This window comes from Rhizobium rosettiformans (assembly GCF_016806065.1).
Taxonomy (GTDB): Bacteria; Pseudomonadota; Alphaproteobacteria; order Rhizobiales; family Rhizobiaceae; genus Allorhizobium.
Genome location: NZ_CP032405.1, coordinates 1479048 through 1495438 on the forward strand (window position 1 = coordinate 1479048; position 16391 = coordinate 1495438).

Consider the following 16391-nt stretch of genomic DNA (forward strand, 5'->3'; position numbering starts at 1 on the left):
TCGCCCATCTCGACAAAGACCGACGGTTTGGAGGAGGCCCGAGGACATATGTTGGAACTGCGTAAAGTCTCGAAACTGGCGGGAGGTGGATATCACATCCACCCGACCGACCTGACGTTGCAGCGGGGTACGCTCAATGTCCTGCTCGGGCCCACTCTTTCGGGCAAGACGTCCCTGATGCGCCTGATGGCAGGCCTCGATAAGCCGACTTCGGGCACCGTTCACTTCGATGGTCGGGATGTCACGGGCGTGCCGGTCCAGAAGCGCAATGTCGCGATGGTCTACCAGCAGTTCATCAACTATCCGGCTTTGACGGTCTACGAAAACATCGCCTCGCCGATGCGGGTTGCGGGCAAGGATGCGGCCACCATCGATCGCGAGGTCCGCAAGGCGGCCGACCTCTTGCGCCTGACGCCCTATCTCGATCGCACCCCGCTGAACCTGTCCGGTGGACAGCAGCAGCGCACGGCGCTCGCTCGCGCTATCGTCAAGAATGCGACCCTTGTCCTGCTCGACGAGCCGCTTGCCAACCTCGACTACAAGCTGCGCGAGGAACTGCGCGAAGAACTCCCGAAGATCTTCGCCGAATCCGGCGCAATTTTCGTCTACGCGACAACCGAACCCTCGGAAGCTCTGCTGCTCGGCGGCAATACCGCGACGCTGTCCGAAGGTCGGATCACCCAGTTCGGTCAGACGATCGACGTCTATCGCCGCCCATTGGACCTCCTGGCCGCCAAAACTTTCGCCGATCCGCCGCTCAACACCATCGCGCTGGTCAAGCGGGGCGCAAGCTTCGAACTGAACGGCCAGCCAGTTCTGGCGGTGCCTGGCCATCTGGCATCGATCGCGGACGGCCCCGTCACGGTCGCCTTCCACCCGCATCACCTGTTGCTTGCCGCCCTGCCGGGCGCCCTGCCGATGCGCTCGCGGACGCTGGTTTCCGAAATCGCAGGCTCGGAGAGCTTCATCCATGTCGAATACGGCGCGGCCCGCTGGGTGTGCCTGGCCCATGGCATCCACGACATCGATCCCGATCGCGAGATCGATGTCTTCATCGACACCCGCCACCTGATGGCGTTCGGCGCCGACGGCAAGGCGCTCGGCGCGCCGGCCGAAATGGCCGCGTGAGGAGCAACGTCATGGCACGCATCAATCTCGACCACATCCGCCACGCCTACTCCCCCGCTGCCCGTGCGGCCGGAGATTATGCTTTGAAGGAAGTCCATCACGAATGGGACGATGGCGGCGCCTATGCGCTGCTTGGGCCCTCGGGCTGCGGCAAGACCACCCTGCTCAACATCATCTCGGGCCTACTGCACCCGTCCGACGGCCGCATCGAGTTCGACGGCGTCGACGTCACCAACCTGCCGACGGCCGCCCGCAACATTGCCCAGGTCTTCCAGTTCCCGGTCGTCTACGACACGATGACCGTCTACGACAATCTGGCCTTTCCACTGCGCAACCGCCATGTCCCGGAAGATCAGGTGAACAAGCGGGTCAACGAGATCCTCGACATGATCGACCTGCAGCCCATGGCCCGCAAGCAGGCGCAGGGCCTGACGGCAGACCAGAAGCAGAAGATCTCGCTCGGTCGCGGCCTCGTCCGCTCCGACGTCAATGCGATCCTCTTCGACGAGCCGCTGACCGTGATCGATCCGCATATGAAGTGGGTCTTGCGCTCGCAGCTCAAGCGCCTGCACCGCCAGTCCGGTTTCACCATGGTCTATGTCACCCATGACCAGACCGAAGCGCTCACCTTCGCCGACAAGGTCGTGGTCATGTATGACGGCCAGATCGTGCAGATCGGGACGCCCGCCGAACTCTTCGAGCGTCCCAGCCACACCTTCGTCGGCTATTTCATCGGCTCCCCGGGCATGAATGTCATGCCGGCCAAGGTGAGCGGCGCAACCGCCGTGATCGGCGACCAGACGATCAACCTGCCGGGCGCCCCGAAGCTTTCGGGCCAGAGCAAGATCGAGCTCGGTGTCCGCCCCGAATTCATCCGCCTCGGGCGGGAAGGCATGCCGGTCTCTATCGCCAAGGTCGAGGACATCGGTCGCCAGAAGATCGTGCGCGCCCGCTTTGCCGATCAGTCGCTGTCGATCGTCGTGTCCGAAGATGCAGACATTCCCGCCGATCCCCGCATCACATTCGTCCCCGAAGGTCTCGGCATTTTTGCCGATTCCTGGCGCGTAGGCATGGAGGGCTGACCGATGGAAAAAACCTGGAACAACAAGGCCTGGTTCATGGTCGTCCCGGTCCTGGTGCTGGTGGCCTTTTCGGCCGTCATCCCGCTGATGACCGTCGTCAACTATTCCGTCCAGGATACCTTCGGTAACAACCAGTTCTTCTGGGCCGGCACCGACTGGTTTGCCGACATCCTGTCGTCCGACCGTTTCTGGAACGCACTCGGCCGCAACCTGATCTTCTCCATGATCATTCTGGCGATCCAGGTGCCACTTGGCATCTTCATCGCGCTCAACATGCCGAAAACGGGATTGGGGGTTCCTGTCTGCCTCGTTCTGATGGCCTTGCCACTGCTCATTCCGTGGAACGTCGTCGGCACCATCTGGCAGGTCTTCGGTCGCGTCGACATCGGTCTTCTCGGCTATTCGCTCAACGCGCTCGGCTTCGACTACAATTACACGCAGAACCCGATGCATGCCTGGGTCACCATCATCGTGATGGATGTCTGGCACTGGACGAGCCTTGTCGTGCTGCTCTGCTATGCCGGTCTCGTCTCCATCCCGGATGCCTATTACCAGGCCGCAAAGATTGACGGCGCATCGCGCTGGTCCGTGTTCCGCTTCATTCAGCTGCCGAAGATGAAGCGCGTCCTTTTGATCGCAGTCCTTCTGCGCTTCATGGATAGCTTCATGATCTACACCGAGCCCTTCGTTCTGACAGGTGGTGGCCCCGGCAATTCGACCACCTTCCTGTCGATCGATCTCGTCAAGATGGCGGTCGGCCAGTTCGACCTTGGTCCGGCGGCGGCAATGTCGATCATCTACTTCCTGATCATCCTGGCTCTGTCCTGGGTTTTCTACACCGTCATGACCAACAGTGACGCGAAGGGCTGAGGGAGGCACCGATGAAAAGCACTGACAACCGCACCAATCTCGGCTTTCTGGTCCCGACGATCTACATCATCTTCCTGCTGCTGCCGATCTATTGGCTCGTCAACATGAGCTTCAAGACGAATGCGGAGATTACGGGCGCCTTCTCGCTTTGGCCCGTCAACCCGACACTTGCCAACTATGCGGTGATCTTCACCGATCCCTCCTGGTACAAGGGCTACATCAACTCGATCATCTATGTGTGCATGAACACCGTGATCGCGGTTGCTGTTGCCCTTCCGGCAGCCTACGCCTTCTCGCGCTACAGGTTCCTTGGTGACAAGCATCTGTTCTTCTGGCTGCTGACCAACCGCATGGCACCGCCGGCCGTCTTTGCACTGCCCTTCTTCCAGCTCTATTCCGCCTTCGGCCTGATCGACACGCATATCGCAGTCGCGATCGCACACTGCCTATTCAACGTGCCGCTGGCTGTCTGGATCCTCGAAGGCTTCATGTCGGGCGTGCCGAAGGAGATCGACGAGACGGCCTATATCGACGGCTATTCCTTCCCGAAGTTCTTCGTGAAGATCTTCATGCCGCTGATTGCGTCCGGCATCGGTGTCGCTGCCTTCTTCTGCTTCATGTTCTCCTGGGTCGAACTGCTGATCGCCCGCACGCTGACCACGACGGATGCCAAGCCGATCGCTGCCATCATGACGCGTACGGTCTCGGCCTCGGGCATGGACTGGGGCGTGCTCGCAGCCGCCGGCGTGCTGACGATCATACCCGGGGCGCTCGTCATCTATTTCGTCCGCAACTATATCGCCAAGGGCTTTGCCCTGGGCCGCGTCTGAGGAGGTTCCGATGGACTTTACATGGATGGCCTGGACGATGCCGACGACGATTTTCTTCGTCGTGATCTTTAGCCTGATTCTGTCGATGGCGGTCTGGGAGTATCTGTCCCCGGGCGGCAATCCGCGGACCGGCATCCTGCGCTTCGAAACCACCCGTGGCGACCGTCTTTTCGTGTCGCTGCTCGGGTCGGCTTTTATCAATCTCGCTTGGCTCGGTCTTGTTGGACCGAACCTGTGGTGGGCTCTTGCTCTCTCCGTAGTCTACGCCATCGGCGTTTTCCGCTACGTCTAGAGCAGACAAGACGGGGTGGCGGCGGGAGGTCGCCATTCTCGAGACTGCAAACCGAATGCAATCGCAACCTTAGGGAGGACATAATGCGAAAGCACCTTTTGACGACGACGGCCGCCATGCTTCTGGCTATGACGGGCGCAGCCTTCGCCGACATGGAAGCGGCGAAGAAGTTCCTGGACGCCGAAGTCGGCGACATGTCGGCACTCGACCGTGCCGGCCAGGAAGCCGAAATGCAGTGGTTCATCGATGCCGCGAAGCCGTTCGCCGGCATGGAGATCAAGGTCGTTTCTGAGACCATCACCACGCATGAATATGAATCGAAGGTCCTCGCTCCGGCCTTCACCGCCATCACCGGCATCAAGATCACCCATGACCTGATCGGTGAAGGTGACGTCGTCGAAAAGCTGCAGACGCAGATGCAGTCGGGCGAAAACATTTATGACGCCTACATCAACGACTCTGACCTGATCGGCACCCACTGGCGTTATCAGCAGGTTCGCAACCTGACCGACTGGATGGCGAACGAAGGCAAGGACGTCACCAGCCCGACCCTCGACATTGAAGACTTCATCGGCAAGTCCTTCACGACCGCTCCGGATGGCAAGCTCTACCAGCTGCCGACCCAGCAGTTCGCCAACCTCTACTTCTTCCGCTACGACTGGTTCAACGACGAGAAGAACAAGGCCGACTTCAAGGAAAAATACGGCTACGACCTCGGGGTTCCGGTCAACTGGTCGGCCTATGAAGACATCGCCGAATTCTTCACCGGTCGCGAAATCGACGGCAAGAAGGTCTTCGGCCATATGGACTACGGCAAGAAGGACCCGTCGCTCGGCTGGCGCTTCACCGATGCCTGGCTCTCCATGGCCGGCAACGGCGACAAGGGCATCCCGAACGGCCTTCCGGTCGACGAATGGGGCATCAAGGTCGACGAAAACTCCCGCCCGGTCGGCTCCTGCGTCGCCCGCGGCGGTGACACCAACGGTCCGGCCTCCGTCTACGCCATCGAGAAATATCTCGAATGGATGAAGAAGTATGCCCCTCCGGCTGCTCAGGGCATGACCTTCTCGGAATCCGGTCCGGTACCGTCTCAGGGTGAAATCGCCCAGCAGATGTTCACCTACACCGCCTTCACCGCCGACTTCGTCAAGGAAGGCCTGCCGGTCGTTAACGAGGACGGCACGCCGAAGTGGCGCTTCGCTCCGAGCCCGCATGGCGTCTACTGGAAGGACGGCATGAAGCTCGGCTATCAGGACGCCGGTTCCTGGACGCTGATGAAGTCCACCCCGGAAGATCGTGCCAAGGCCGCCTGGCTCTACGCACAGTTCGTCACCTCGAAGACCATCGACGTGAAGAAGAGCCATGTCGGTCTCACCTTCATCCGTCAGTCGACCCTGGATCACGCCTCCTTCACAGAGCGCGCTCCGAAGCTTGGCGGTCTGGTCGAATTCTACCGCTCGCCGGCTCGTCTGCAGTGGTCGCCGACCGGCACCAACGTTCCTGACTATCCGAAGCTGGCTCAGCTCTGGTGGCAGGCGATCGGTGACGCTTCTTCGGGCGCCAAGACTGCCCAGGAAGCCATGGACTCGCTCTGCGCCGAGCAGGAAAAGGTGCTCGAGCGTCTCGAACGCGCTGGCGTCCAGGGCGATATCGGTCCGAAGCTCGCCGAGGAAAAGACCCTCGAAGAGTGGAATGCCGATGCTGTTGCCAAGGGCAATATCGCCCCGCAGCTGAAGATCGAGAACGAAAAAGAACAGCCGATGACGGTCAACTACGACGAGCTCGTCAAGAGCTGGCAGTAAGAACCGGCGATCGCCGCTGAATTGACAATTGCCGGGGCGCCAACTACGCCCCGGCTTCTTCACTTAAGGAGTTTCGCCGTAATGAGCGGTTACATTCTGGCCATCGACCAAGGAACGACCTCGACGCGCTCGATGATCTTCGATCACGAGATGCATATCGTCGGCGTCGCCCAGCAGGAGTTCACCCAGCATTTCCCGGATTCCGGCTGGGTCGAGCATGATGCGGACGAGATCTGGCAGACTGTGCTTGCCACCATCGAAAAGGCGGTTGCCGCCGCCAAGATCAAGATCGGCGATGTGACCGCGATCGGCATCACCAACCAGCGCGAAACCGTCGTCGTCTGGGACCGAGAGACCGGTCAGCCGGTACACCGTGCCATCGTCTGGCAGGACCGCCGCACGGCCCGTTACTGTGATGAACTCAAGCATAAGGGCCTGGAACCACTCTTCACCGAGAAGACCGGCCTGCTGCTCGACCCCTATTTTTCCGGCACCAAGCTCTCCTGGCTCCTGAAGAACGTTGATGGCCTGAAGGCCCGCGCCGAAAAGGGCGAGATCTGCTTCGGCACGGTCGATAGTTGGCTTATCTACAAACTGACCGGTGGCAAGGTCCATGCGACCGACGCGACCAATGCCTCTCGCACGTTGATCTATGACATCGGCGAAAACCGCTTCGACGATGAACTCCTCTCGATCCTGAAAATCCCGAGCGCCATGCTGCCGGAGGTCAAGGATTGTGCCGACGACTTCGGAATCACGGATGCGGCCGTAGTCGGCGCCGAAATCCCGATCCTCGGCGTTGCCGGCGACCAGCAGGCTGCCGTCATCGGCAATGCCTGCTTCGAGCCCGGCATGATGAAATCGACCTATGGCACGGGCTGCTTCGCGCTTCTCAACACCGGACCGGACCGCGTCGCCTCATCGAACCGGTTGCTAACCACCATCGCCTATCGCTTGAATGGCGAGACAACCTACGCCCTCGAAGGCTCGATCTTCATCGCCGGTGCCGCCGTCCAGTGGCTGCGCGACCAGATGGGCTTCGTAAAGGTCGCCTCGGAAACGGACGCGCTCGCCAGCAAGGCCGATCCGCATCAGCGCGTCTACCTCGTGCCGGCCTTCACCGGTCTTGGAGCGCCGCATTGGGATGCCGATGCCCGCGGCGCGATCTTCGGCCTGACGCGTGGCACAGGCCCGGCCGAATTCGCTCGTGCCGTGCTCGAAAGCGTCGCCTACCAGACCCATGACCTCCTGGAGGCGATGAAGAAAGATTGGAACGGCAGCGCGTCGAAGACGGTGCTCCGCGTCGATGGCGGCATGGTGGCGTCGGACTGGACGATGCAACGCCTCGCCGACATCCTGGCAGCCCCCGTCGATCGTCCTGTCGTGCTGGAAACAACGGTTCTCGGAGCCGCCTGGCTTGCCGGCTCCCGCGCCGGCCTCTGGCCTGACCAGAAGGGCTTTGCCGCGACCTGGAAGCGCGATCGTCGCTTCGAGCCAGGCATGGATGTGACCGACAGGGAAGCAGCCATCGCCGGCTGGCAGGACAGCGTTTCTCGCTGCCTGACCACGCGCTAGCTCCGGAGACGCTAGGCGTCAGAGCATCGCGACCAGCGTCTCCAACCGGTCGGCATCCCTGGGCAATTTGTCCTGACGCAGACGCGCGATGCGGGGAAACCGCATCGCGATCCCGGATTTATGCCGGGTCGACCGCGCCAGCCCCTCAAAGGCCACCTCGACGACAAAGCCATGCTCGGGTTCTGCCCGAAGACTCCGGACCGGGCCGAAGCGCTCCACCGTGTTGTTGCGCACGAAGCGGTCGAGCACTTCGAGTTCCTCATCGGTGAAGCCAAAGTAAGCCTTGCCGACTGGGACCAGCACATCCCCTTCGCCGGGGATCGCCGTCCAGACCCCGAAGGTGAAGTCCGAATAGTAGCTGGAGCGTTTGCCATGCCCGCGCTGGGCATACATCAGCACGGCATCGGCATTCATAGGGTCGCGTTTCCACTTGAACCACGGCCCCTTGGCGCGCCCGGCCTGGTAGCTGCTATCCAGCCGCTTCAGCATCACCCCTTCGATCACAGGATCAGGTGGGGTGGCACGCAGTTGCTCCAGCTCTTCCCAGGTCGAGAAGGAGACGAGCGGCGACAGATCGAACCGGCGCGGCTCTTGCCGCTCGACCAGTGCGCTCAGCCGCTCGCGGCGTGTGAGAAAGGTCTCGGGCCGCACATCCACATCACCGTCGAACAGGATGTCGTAAGCACGGATGAAGACCGGATAATCTTCCAGCATCTTGGCGGTCACCGTCTTACGATTGAGACGCTGCTGGAGATCGGAAAAGGTGCGCGTCGGCGCATTGGTCCGCGAGGTGCCACCGACGAGCAATTCCCCGTCGATCACGCCCTCGAGCTGGGCCGCCTCGACGATATCGGGGAAGGCGCTGGAGATGTCGTCGCCCGAGCGCGAATAGAGCCGGCTCCTGCCTCCGGAGCAGGAGAGCTGCACGCGAATGCCGTCCCACTTCCATTCGGCAGCGAAGTCGTTTGGATCGAGATTGGGCAGATCCCTGTCTTCGATCGGTGTGGAGAGCATCACCGAATGGAAAATCGCTGGCGTCGACAGGACAGGCTTCTCGATCCGACCCTCCAGCCACGCGAACAGTTCCGTATATGGCGGCTTCAGCCCGTGCCAGAGGCCCTCGATATCGACGATGTCTTTGTCGCCATAGAGTGCCAGCGCCTGTTTCGTCAGCCGCGCCGAGACCCCGATCCGGAGCCCCCCTGTGACGAGCTTGATCAGCGCGAACCGCTCCGACGTGTCCAGCCGGTCGAAGAGATCGCGCATGACGGCGCGTGTTTCGTTGCGCCCCAGACGTTGCAGGCGCTCGACGATCTTTGACAGGCTTTCGAAATCCTGCTCGTCCTCGGCCTCAAGCGTCTGCGGCTCCCATACCAGCGAGATGGTCTCGGCGAGGTCACCCACGTAGTCATAGGAATATTGAAACAGGATCGGGTCCATCCGCTCCAGCACCAATTCCTTCAGCAGCGCCGGCTTCACGCCCTTGATGTCGAGACCTTCGGTGAGCGCGGCCAGCGCATAGCCACGGTCAGGATCAGGCGTCTGCCGGAAATAATCCACCAGTAACGTCAGCTTACCGTTGCGGCTGGGTGTCAGCACGAGGCGATCGAGGAGGCGGGCAAAGGCCTTCATCTCAGTCTCCCTCGTCTTCGTAGCCGACAAGGTGCAGCGGTCGCGCCTTGATACCCTCAAGCTCGCACCAACGCACCAGCGCCTCCTCCCGGCCATGGGTAACCCAGACCTCCTGAGGGCCGACCTCGCGGATCGTATCCAGCAGTTCCGGCCAGTCGCAGTGGTCGGAGATGACGAGCGGCAGTTCCACGCCGCGCTGTTTGGCTCTCTGGCGCACCATCATCCAGCCGGATGCGAAGATGGCGAGGGGATCCTCGAAGCGCCGAGCCCAGCGGTCGTTGAAGGCCGAGGGCGGGCCGATCACCACGGCGCCCTTGAAAGCGCCGGACTTCTTGTCCTCGGTCGTCGCCGGGCGAAGCTCGCCGAGTTCCACGCCCTGTTCGGTGTAATAGTCGCAGAGCCGCGCCATCGAGCCGTGGATGTAGATCGGCTTGTCGTAACCGCCGCGCCGAATGAGTGAAATCACGCGTTGTGCCTTGCCAAGCGCATAAGCCCCGATCAGGTGGCTGCGTTCCGGAAATTGCTGCAGAGAGGTCAGCAGCTTCTGGATCTCGAGGCGTGGGTCTGGATGGTGGAACACCGGCAGGCCGAAGGTCGCTTCGGTAATGAACACGTCGCAGGGCACCGGCTCGAAACTCGCGCAGGTCGGATCCGCGCCACGCTTGTAGTCGCCGGAAACGACTATGCGTGTGCCCTGCGCTTCGATCTCGATCTGCGCGGAGCCCAACACATGGCCGGCTGGGTGAAAGCGAACGGTCACGCCATTGACCGATATCGTCTCTCCGAAAGTCGCACTCTGTGATGTGCCGCAAAAGTCCTCGCCGTAGCGTATCGCCATGATGTCGAGGGTCTGGCGCGTGGCGAGAACGTGTGTGTGGCCGGAGCGGGCGTGGTCAGAATGTCCGTGGGTGATCAGCGCCCTATCGACAGGCCGCACCGGATCGACAAAAAAATCACCCGGCGGACAATAAAGCCCGCCCGGTGTTGGATGGAGAAGAAGGTCCGGCTTGATCATGCCGTGAACATAGGGCGCCCGAAGACGCCCTTCCAGCACTCACTGCGTAAAGCGCGAAACGGCGAGATAACCTGCAGCGCAAGCGGTTGCCGAGAGAAATGCACCCCAGGCCATGTCAACGAGGCTGACCTGCAGCGACCAGCCCTTCAGCGTGGCGAGATTGGTCATGTCATAGGTGCCATAGGCCAGAAGCCCAAGGAGCGCCCCGTTGAACAATGCTGTCAAGAGGCTGCCGGCAGACACGGCCGGCATGACCGCAAAATAGACAAGTCCGACCACGTAGAAGAGATAGAAAATCCCGGCGGCCGCAAAGTTTGGGGTTGCCAGAAGAAGGGCGCCGATATGCTCGCGATAGAAGCCGATCGCAATCCGCGTCAGCCAGAGATAGTCGATGGCGAAAAACACAACGGCCGTAGAGATATAGGCAATCACGTAAGGCATATGTCTTCCCCCTCAGGCCGGGCATCGCCCGGCCATCCATCAAATTCCAAGAACCGGCTGAACCAGTCGGACAAGAAAACTCTTGAACTTCAGCGGCGCATCGGTGACCGCAAGACAGATGCAATCTTCGTCCGGCGTCGCCACAGGCTGATGAGTCAAGGTCTCGTCGGCCTCTTCGATGTCGCCGCGCTTGAACACGGTCTCACCATCGGTGAAGGCGCCTTTGAGCACCAGCGTCAGCTCACGCCCACCATGCGAGTGTTCGGGCACCGGCTTGCCGGCTGGGATCTTCAGCAGGCGAACCTGGCTCTCCGTATCACCCGTCTTGATCGGGATATGATAGGCGCCGCGGCCGAGTGCCTTCCATTTCAGAGCCTCGACGTCACCGCCGAGATAGGAGCGCAGCGGCTCTGGAAGGACCGGAAGGTCGGTCGGCGTGGCAACAGGCTTGGCCGCAGCGAGCCGCGCCGTCCCCTGCGACTTGAGCTTCGCCTTCATGGCCGACCAGCTGTCTGTCGCGGGTGCATCCTCGGCGGTCACCTCGGTCGCCTCGAGCAACTGACCGCCGGTATGCTCCATAAAGGAAAGGCGGTCGCGGCATGACGGGCATAGCGCCAGATGCGTTGCAACGGCAATGCTCCAGCCTTCGGCCAGGTTTCCTGTCGCATAATCGAGCAGAAGCTCGTCGCTGATGTGGTGTTGAACGTGGAGGGTCATGCCCGCTCCTCCAATGCTGCGCGCAGCTTTGCGAAAGCGAGGCGGATACGCGATTTCACGGTCCCCATCGGCAGTCCGAGTTCGGCCGCGATCGTGCTGTGGGATGCTTCTCTATAGAATGACATTTTTAGGAGTTCGAGCTGTTCGGGTGGTAGGGTTTCCATGGCGCGGCGAAGGCGATCAGCCTCCTGCTTGCCTTCGAATTCGACATCGGCCGGCGGCACGTCGTCTGGCACGAAGGCCGGATCGGACGGGTCGAAAGTCGGCCGTCTTTCGCGGCGGAAGGCGTCGATGCGCTGGTTGCGGGCGATGGTGAAGATCCAGCTCGAGACATTTCCTCTTGTGGGGTCGAACTGCTCGGCCTTGTTCCAGACCGCAAGCATCGTCTCTTGCATCAGCTCTTCAGCCGCCTGCCCGTCACGGGCAAGTTTCGCCATATAGGCACGCACCTTCGGACCATAAAACTTGAAAATCGTCTCGAAGGCTTCGATGTCTCTATCGCGGCCGACGGCGGCCAAAAGCTGCGAGAAGTTACGCTGGTCCAGTTCTTCCACCGACTCGGTCATCGAAACGCTTTTTTTCCCTCGTTTGAGCGACGCAACGACCTTTTGCCGTGCACTTCGCCCGGGGTCATTGTGGCACGCATCTGCCGAGATGTGTATCGCGTTCATCATGCAGCGGTCTACGCCGCGGTTCTCGGCTCGGATCACTGCCTGTGAATTTATTCGCTGCGATCAATCCATTGAGATTTGCTTTGCGTAATCAGCGACAAACAGATTGAATTGCATACGTGGCAAAGGGCGGGAAATGGACACTGGTAAGACGAAGGCCGCATCCGGCGGTAAACGCAGGATCGCGGTCATCGGATCGGGGGTTTCGGGCCTCTCATCCGCCTGGCTGCTTTCAAAAAGCGCCGATGTCGTTCTCTATGAAACAGAGAGCCGCCCGGGCGGTCATTCGAATACGGTGATCGCGCCCGGCGCCCAGAAAGACATCCCCGTCGACACTGGTTTTATCGTTTACAACGACCGCAACTACCCCAATCTCGTGAAGCTTTTCGAGCATCTCGATGTGCCAACCCTGCCGTCGAACATGTCTTTTGCCGCCTCTCTCGGCGGTGGCGCCTTCGAATATTCGGGTTCGGGGCTCTCGGGGCTCTTGGGGCAGAAGTCGAATATCTTTCGTCCGCGCTTCTGGCGCATGGTGAAGGACGTTCTGCGCTTCTACAAGGAAGCCCCCCGCCTTCTCGAGCGTCGTGAACTCGAAGGCGTGTCGCTCGGCGACTATCTCGCATCCGCCGATTATTCGCCTTCCTTCATCGAGGATCATCTCCTGCCGATGGGCGCTGCAATCTGGTCGACCACGGCCTCGGAGATGCGGCTTTATCCGCTGCACGCCTTCATCCGCTTCTTCGCAAACCATGGATTGCTTGTGCTCAAGGACCGTCCGCAGTGGCGCACGGTGAAGGGCGGCAGCCGCGAATATGTAGCCCGCATTCTTGCCGATTTCAGCGGCGAAGTGCGCCTTGGTACGGCTGTCACGGGTGTCCGCCGTGGCATTGCCGGCGTTCAGGTGACCGACGTGCATGGAGGCGTGGAAGTCTTTGATGACGTCGTTCTCGCCACCCATGCAAACCAGAGCATCGATCTTCTGGAGGACGCTGACAGTGAGGAGATCGAGATCCTCGAGTCCTTCCAGTACACACCGAATCTCGCCGTTCTGCATTCGGACGAGACTTTGATGCCGAAGCGCAAGTCGGTCTGGTCAAGCTGGAACTATGTGGCGGAGAAACAGGCGGGTTCCGGCGAAACTCTTTGCGTCACCTACTGGATGAACAAGCTGCAGTCGCTGGATCCGGCAACGCCTCTCTTCGTCACGCTCAATCCCTGCCGTCCGATCGATCCGGCCAAGATCATCAAGACGTTCAACTACGAACATCCGCTCTTCGATGTGGCCGCAATTCGCGCCCAGCGCCGTATCTGGCAGCTTCAGGGCCGCCGCAATACGTGGTTCTGCGGCGCCTATTTCGGCAGCGGGTTTCATGAGGATGGCCTGCAGGCGGGGCTCGCCGTCGCCGAAGCGCTCGGCGGCGTCCGTCGTCCCTGGTCGGTTGAAAATGAATCGGGTCGCATCGTGATTGGTCGCCAGCTTGAGGCGGCGGAATGAAGCTGAACTCTGCAATCTATGCCGGGCATGTGCTGCATGCCCGCAGTCGGCCCAAGAAGCACAGCCTGCGCTATAGCGTGTTTTCGCTTTTGGTCGACCTGGATGAGATCGACAAGTTGAACCAAAGCCTGCGTCTGTTCGGTTACAACAAGGCCGCACTCTATTCGGTGCATGATGCCGACCACGGCAATGGCCGAACCGGCGAACTGAGAGCCTGGGTCGAGGAACGCCTGGCCGCGGCCGGAGTGGAGGCTGATGGCATCAAGATCCATATGCTCTGCTACCCCCGGATCTTCGGCTATGTCTTCAATCCGATCACGGTGTTTTTCTGCTATCGCGCCGAAGGTGAGCTTGCCGCAGTCCTCTACGAGGTCTGCAACACCTTCAACGAGCGCCACACCTATGTGATCCCGGTCGAGGCCGAAGAGAACGGTATCCTGCGCCATAGTTGCGCAAAGGAGATGTATGTCTCGCCATTCATGCCGATGAACTGCCAATACAATTTCCGTATCAGCCCGCCGACGGATGATGTGGCCATCAACATCGGCGAGAGCGATCCGGAAGGGCCACTTTTGTTTGCAACTTTTTCCGGCCGGCGCCGTCCTTTGTCAGACAAAGGTTTGTTGCACATGTTGCTGAAGTATCCTTTGATGACCCTCAAAGTGATGGGGGGCATTCACTGGGAGGCGTTGAAGCTTTGGTGGAAGGGCGTTCCGATCTACCGACACAAGCCAGCCGCAGCCAAGATAGCCTCAACGATCGTCGTGCAGAATGGGATGAACAAGTCATGAGTCACGCTGAGCAGGAAATGCACCCTGTGGTTAGCTCTCTCACATTCTGGCAGCGCATGATGTGCCGCTGGGCCGACCGGATTGCCGTGGGCCGCCTGACACTTCAGTTCGAAGGTTATGGCGAACATGTCGCGATCGGCGCAAACCCTGGCCCGAATGCCGTCTTGTGTGTCCGCAATGCGAGCCCGGTCCTTCGGATACTAACGAATGGCACTCTCGGTTTTGCTCAGGCCTATATCGATGGCGATCTCGACTCGCCCGACATTGGCGCCGTGCTCGAACTCGCCCTCGCCAATGAGGCACAGCTCGGCCGCGTTCTGGCGTCTTCCTCCATCTTCATGACGCTCGCCCGCTTGCGGCACAAGCTGCGCCGCAACTCGAAGAAGGGTAGCCGGCGAAATATCGCCTATCATTACGATCTCGGCAATGCGTTCTACGGCCTGTGGCTGGACCGCACCATGACCTATTCCTCCGCGCTCTACAGCGCACCCAGCATGAGCCTTGCCGATGCGCAGGAGGCGAAATACGCCCGCATCGTCGACGAGCTGAAGATCGGTCCCGAGGATCATGTCCTGGAAATCGGCTGCGGTTGGGGCGGCTTCGCCGAACATGCGATCCGCAAGACCGGCTGCCGGGTCACAGGGCTGACATTGTCGACAGAGCAAGCGAAGTTTGCGCGCGAGCGGCTTGAAAAAGCCGGTTTCGCCGACAAGGTCGACATCAGGCTCGAAGACTACCGCGATTGTCGCGGGCAATACGACAAGATCGTTTCGATCGAGATGTTCGAGGCGGTGGGTGAAGAAAACTGGCCGGTCTATTTCAAGGCCGTGCAGAACCTGCTGGTCGACGGCGGGCAGGCGCTGATCCAGACCATCACCATTGATGAGAGCCGCTTCGACTATTATCGCCGCAGCGCTGATTTCATCCAGACCTATATCTTCCCCGGCGGCATGCTGCCCTCCGTGACCGTTTTCGAGCGGGGCGCTGAGGCTGCAGGCCTGAAGGTCGGCGATCGCTTCCGATTTGGCCGCGATTACGACCGTACTCTGATTGCCTGGGACAGCGCTTTCACGGCCAATTGGCAGAAGATCGAGCCGCTCGGTTTCGACCGGCGCTTCTACCGCATGTGGCGCCTCTATCTGCACTATTGCGCGGTTGGCTTCCGCTTCGGTCGCATCGACGTCGTGCAGTTCAGGCTGGACAAGCCAGCCTGAACGTCAGGGTTTCCACATTTGCAGTTTGTGCTCCGGTCAAGAGCCCTTCGGCCGGAGCATCTTGCGCGTGAGCGCAAAACGCAGCGCGTGGGGCAGGGCGTGCAGGAAACGGATCGCGAGCGCCATCTTCCAGGGGAAAATAATCTCGAACTTGCCCTTGGCCAGCCCCCTGGCGATCGTGTCGGCTGCTTCCTCTGAAGAAACGAGGAAGGGCATCGGGAAGTCGTTCTTCTTGGTCAGCGGGGTGTCGACGAAACCCGGGTTGATGATGGTCATCTTCACGCCGTGACGCTCGAGCTCGGGATAGAGCGCCTCGCACATCACGTTGAGCGCGGCTTTCGTTGCGCCATAGGTCGCAGCACCCGGCAGCCCGACATAGCCCGATACGGAGGCCACGACGGCGATATGTCCGCGGCGCCGCGCGATCATCGCGGGCATCACCGTTTCCAGGCACGAGGCGGTGCCGAGCACGTTGAGTTCGAACATCTGGCGGGTCCGCTCGCTGTCAAAGTCCTCGGCGTAGTCGCGTGTGTAGGAGCCGGCCGCAAAGACGGCGAGATCGACCGGGCCCATTTCGCTCTCGATCGCCGCAAATGCCTGCTTGACGGCTGCGGGGTCGGTGACATCGAGCGGGTAGACGCCGACTTTACCGGGATGGCTGGCGGAGAGCGACGCGAGCGCATCGACACTGCGAGCGCTGACGGCGATCCGGTATCCGTCTCGAAGCAGGCGTTCGGCGAGCGCGCGGCCAATGCCGGTGCTGGAACCCGTAATCCAGGCAATCTTGGTCATGATATCCTCTTGCTTGATCTCATGACCAATACGCCCCGCGGAGG

General features: G+C 60.7%; 16 protein-coding genes. 10 read left to right on the plus strand and 6 right to left on the minus strand.

Annotated elements, in window-relative coordinates; genetic code table 11:
• Positions 1 to 48: 48 nt before the first annotated feature.
• From D4A92_RS06960 to glpK, 7 genes are all read left to right on the plus strand, one after another.
• Entirely contained in the window at positions 49 to 1128 is a 1080-nt protein-coding gene (locus tag D4A92_RS06960; RefSeq protein WP_203018946.1) for an ABC transporter ATP-binding protein, read from the plus strand.
• An 11-nt stretch (positions 1129 to 1139) separates the two neighbouring features.
• Positions 1140 to 2210, plus strand: coding sequence for an ABC transporter ATP-binding protein (locus tag D4A92_RS06965; RefSeq protein WP_203018947.1), 1071 nt, complete (start codon positions 1140 to 1142; stop codon positions 2208 to 2210).
• A 3-nt stretch (positions 2211 to 2213) separates the two neighbouring features.
• Entirely contained in the window at positions 2214 to 3080 is an 867-nt protein-coding gene (locus tag D4A92_RS06970; RefSeq protein ID WP_006725294.1) for a carbohydrate ABC transporter permease, read from the plus strand.
• 11 nt (positions 3081 to 3091) lie between these two features.
• Positions 3092 to 3910, plus strand: a complete 819-nt coding sequence (locus D4A92_RS06975; RefSeq protein WP_203018948.1) for a carbohydrate ABC transporter permease — start codon at positions 3092 to 3094, stop codon at positions 3908 to 3910.
• 10 nt (positions 3911 to 3920) lie between these two features.
• Positions 3921 to 4202, plus strand: coding sequence for a DUF2160 domain-containing protein (locus D4A92_RS06980; protein ID WP_203018949.1), 282 nt, complete (start codon positions 3921 to 3923; stop codon positions 4200 to 4202).
• An 83-nt stretch (positions 4203 to 4285) separates the two neighbouring features.
• The gene (locus D4A92_RS06985) at positions 4286 to 6004 is read left to right on the plus strand and encodes an ABC transporter substrate-binding protein (RefSeq protein ID WP_203018951.1); all 1719 of its coding nucleotides are present in this window, start codon (positions 4286 to 4288) and stop codon (positions 6002 to 6004) included.
• 81 nt (positions 6005 to 6085) lie between these two features.
• Complete coding sequence (gene glpK / locus D4A92_RS06990; protein ID WP_203018953.1) at positions 6086 to 7579, plus strand: glycerol kinase GlpK; 1494 nt, start codon at positions 6086 to 6088, stop codon at positions 7577 to 7579.
• 18 nt (positions 7580 to 7597) lie between these two features.
• Here the strand turns inward: glpK and D4A92_RS06995 are convergent, their stop codons facing one another.
• Genes D4A92_RS06995 through D4A92_RS07015 form a run of 5 tightly spaced genes read right to left on the minus strand, consistent with a single transcriptional unit; the run spans position 7598 to position 11950 of the window.
• Positions 7598 to 9211, minus strand: coding sequence for a cisplatin damage response ATP-dependent DNA ligase (locus tag D4A92_RS06995; RefSeq protein ID WP_203018955.1), 1614 nt, complete (start codon positions 9209 to 9211; stop codon positions 7598 to 7600).
• Position 9212: 1 nt separating this feature from the next.
• Positions 9213 to 10226: a ligase-associated DNA damage response exonuclease gene (locus tag D4A92_RS07000; protein WP_203018956.1), complete on the minus strand. Its 1014-nt coding sequence runs from the start codon at positions 10224 to 10226 to the stop codon at positions 9213 to 9215.
• Positions 10227 to 10265: 39 nt separating this feature from the next.
• Complete coding sequence (locus D4A92_RS07005; RefSeq protein WP_203018957.1) at positions 10266 to 10667, minus strand: DUF2177 family protein; 402 nt, start codon at positions 10665 to 10667, stop codon at positions 10266 to 10268.
• Between the two features lie 39 nt (positions 10668 to 10706).
• Positions 10707 to 11384, minus strand: a complete 678-nt coding sequence (locus D4A92_RS07010; protein WP_006725286.1) for a ChrR family anti-sigma-E factor — start codon at positions 11382 to 11384, stop codon at positions 10707 to 10709.
• Positions 11381 to 11950 (minus strand): sigma-70 family RNA polymerase sigma factor, encoded by a 570-nt coding sequence (locus D4A92_RS07015; protein ID WP_006725285.1) that lies wholly within the window; start codon positions 11948 to 11950, stop codon positions 11381 to 11383. Before D4A92_RS07015 ends, D4A92_RS07010 begins: the two co-directional genes overlap by 4 nt.
• A gap of 241 nt (positions 11951 to 12191) precedes the next feature.
• Here D4A92_RS07015 and D4A92_RS07020 point away from each other — a divergent pair, with 241 nt between their 5' ends.
• The 3 genes from D4A92_RS07020 to D4A92_RS07030 are packed head-to-tail and all read left to right on the plus strand — an operon-like array spanning position 12192 to position 15555.
• Entirely contained in the window at positions 12192 to 13550 is a 1359-nt protein-coding gene (locus D4A92_RS07020) for an NAD(P)/FAD-dependent oxidoreductase (RefSeq protein ID WP_203018958.1), read from the plus strand.
• Positions 13547 to 14341, plus strand: coding sequence for a DUF1365 domain-containing protein (locus D4A92_RS07025; RefSeq protein WP_006725283.1), 795 nt, complete (start codon positions 13547 to 13549; stop codon positions 14339 to 14341). Before D4A92_RS07020 ends, D4A92_RS07025 begins: the two co-directional genes overlap by 4 nt.
• On the plus strand, positions 14338 to 15555 hold the full coding sequence (locus D4A92_RS07030; RefSeq protein ID WP_203018959.1) for an SAM-dependent methyltransferase: 1218 nt from the start codon (positions 14338 to 14340) through the stop codon (positions 15553 to 15555). The genes D4A92_RS07025 and D4A92_RS07030 overlap by 4 nt, the downstream gene beginning before the upstream one ends.
• A 36-nt stretch (positions 15556 to 15591) precedes the next feature.
• Here D4A92_RS07030 and D4A92_RS07035 read toward each other — a convergent pair whose 3' ends face one another.
• The gene (locus D4A92_RS07035; RefSeq protein WP_203018960.1) at positions 15592 to 16347 is read right to left on the minus strand and encodes an SDR family NAD(P)-dependent oxidoreductase; all 756 of its coding nucleotides are present in this window, start codon (positions 16345 to 16347) and stop codon (positions 15592 to 15594) included.
• Between the last annotated feature and the right edge of the window lie 44 nt (positions 16348 to 16391).

Bases quoted from the DNA above. Each gene is read 5' to 3' on its own strand.
- D4A92_RS06960 (WP_203018946.1), top strand. From the start codon at position 49: ATGTTGGAACTGCGTAAAGTCTCGAAACTGGCGGGAGGTGGATATCAC.
- D4A92_RS06965 (WP_203018947.1), top strand. From the start codon at position 1,140: ATGGCACGCATCAATCTCGACCACATCCGCCACGCCTACTCCCCCGCT.
- D4A92_RS06970 (WP_006725294.1), top strand. From the start codon at position 2,214: ATGGAAAAAACCTGGAACAACAAGGCCTGGTTCATGGTCGTCCCGGTC.
- D4A92_RS06975 (WP_203018948.1), top strand. From the start codon at position 3,092: ATGAAAAGCACTGACAACCGCACCAATCTCGGCTTTCTGGTCCCGACG.
- D4A92_RS06980 (WP_203018949.1), top strand. From the start codon at position 3,921: ATGGACTTTACATGGATGGCCTGGACGATGCCGACGACGATTTTCTTC.
- D4A92_RS06985 (WP_203018951.1), top strand. From the start codon at position 4,286: ATGCGAAAGCACCTTTTGACGACGACGGCCGCCATGCTTCTGGCTATG.
- glpK (WP_203018953.1), top strand. From the start codon at position 6,086: ATGAGCGGTTACATTCTGGCCATCGACCAAGGAACGACCTCGACGCGC.
- D4A92_RS06995 (WP_203018955.1), bottom strand. From the start codon at position 9,211: ATGAAGGCCTTTGCCCGCCTCCTCGATCGCCTCGTGCTGACACCCAGC.
- D4A92_RS07000 (WP_203018956.1), bottom strand. From the start codon at position 10,226: ATGATCAAGCCGGACCTTCTTCTCCATCCAACACCGGGCGGGCTTTAT.
- D4A92_RS07005 (WP_203018957.1), bottom strand. From the start codon at position 10,667: ATGCCTTACGTGATTGCCTATATCTCTACGGCCGTTGTGTTTTTCGCC.
- D4A92_RS07010 (WP_006725286.1), bottom strand. From the start codon at position 11,384: ATGACCCTCCACGTTCAACACCACATCAGCGACGAGCTTCTGCTCGAT.
- D4A92_RS07015 (WP_006725285.1), bottom strand. From the start codon at position 11,950: ATGACCGAGTCGGTGGAAGAACTGGACCAGCGTAACTTCTCGCAGCTT.
- D4A92_RS07020 (WP_203018958.1), top strand. From the start codon at position 12,192: ATGGACACTGGTAAGACGAAGGCCGCATCCGGCGGTAAACGCAGGATC.
- D4A92_RS07025 (WP_006725283.1), top strand. From the start codon at position 13,547: ATGAAGCTGAACTCTGCAATCTATGCCGGGCATGTGCTGCATGCCCGC.
- D4A92_RS07030 (WP_203018959.1), top strand. From the start codon at position 14,338: ATGAGTCACGCTGAGCAGGAAATGCACCCTGTGGTTAGCTCTCTCACA.
- D4A92_RS07035 (WP_203018960.1), bottom strand. From the start codon at position 16,347: ATGACCAAGATTGCCTGGATTACGGGTTCCAGCACCGGCATTGGCCGC.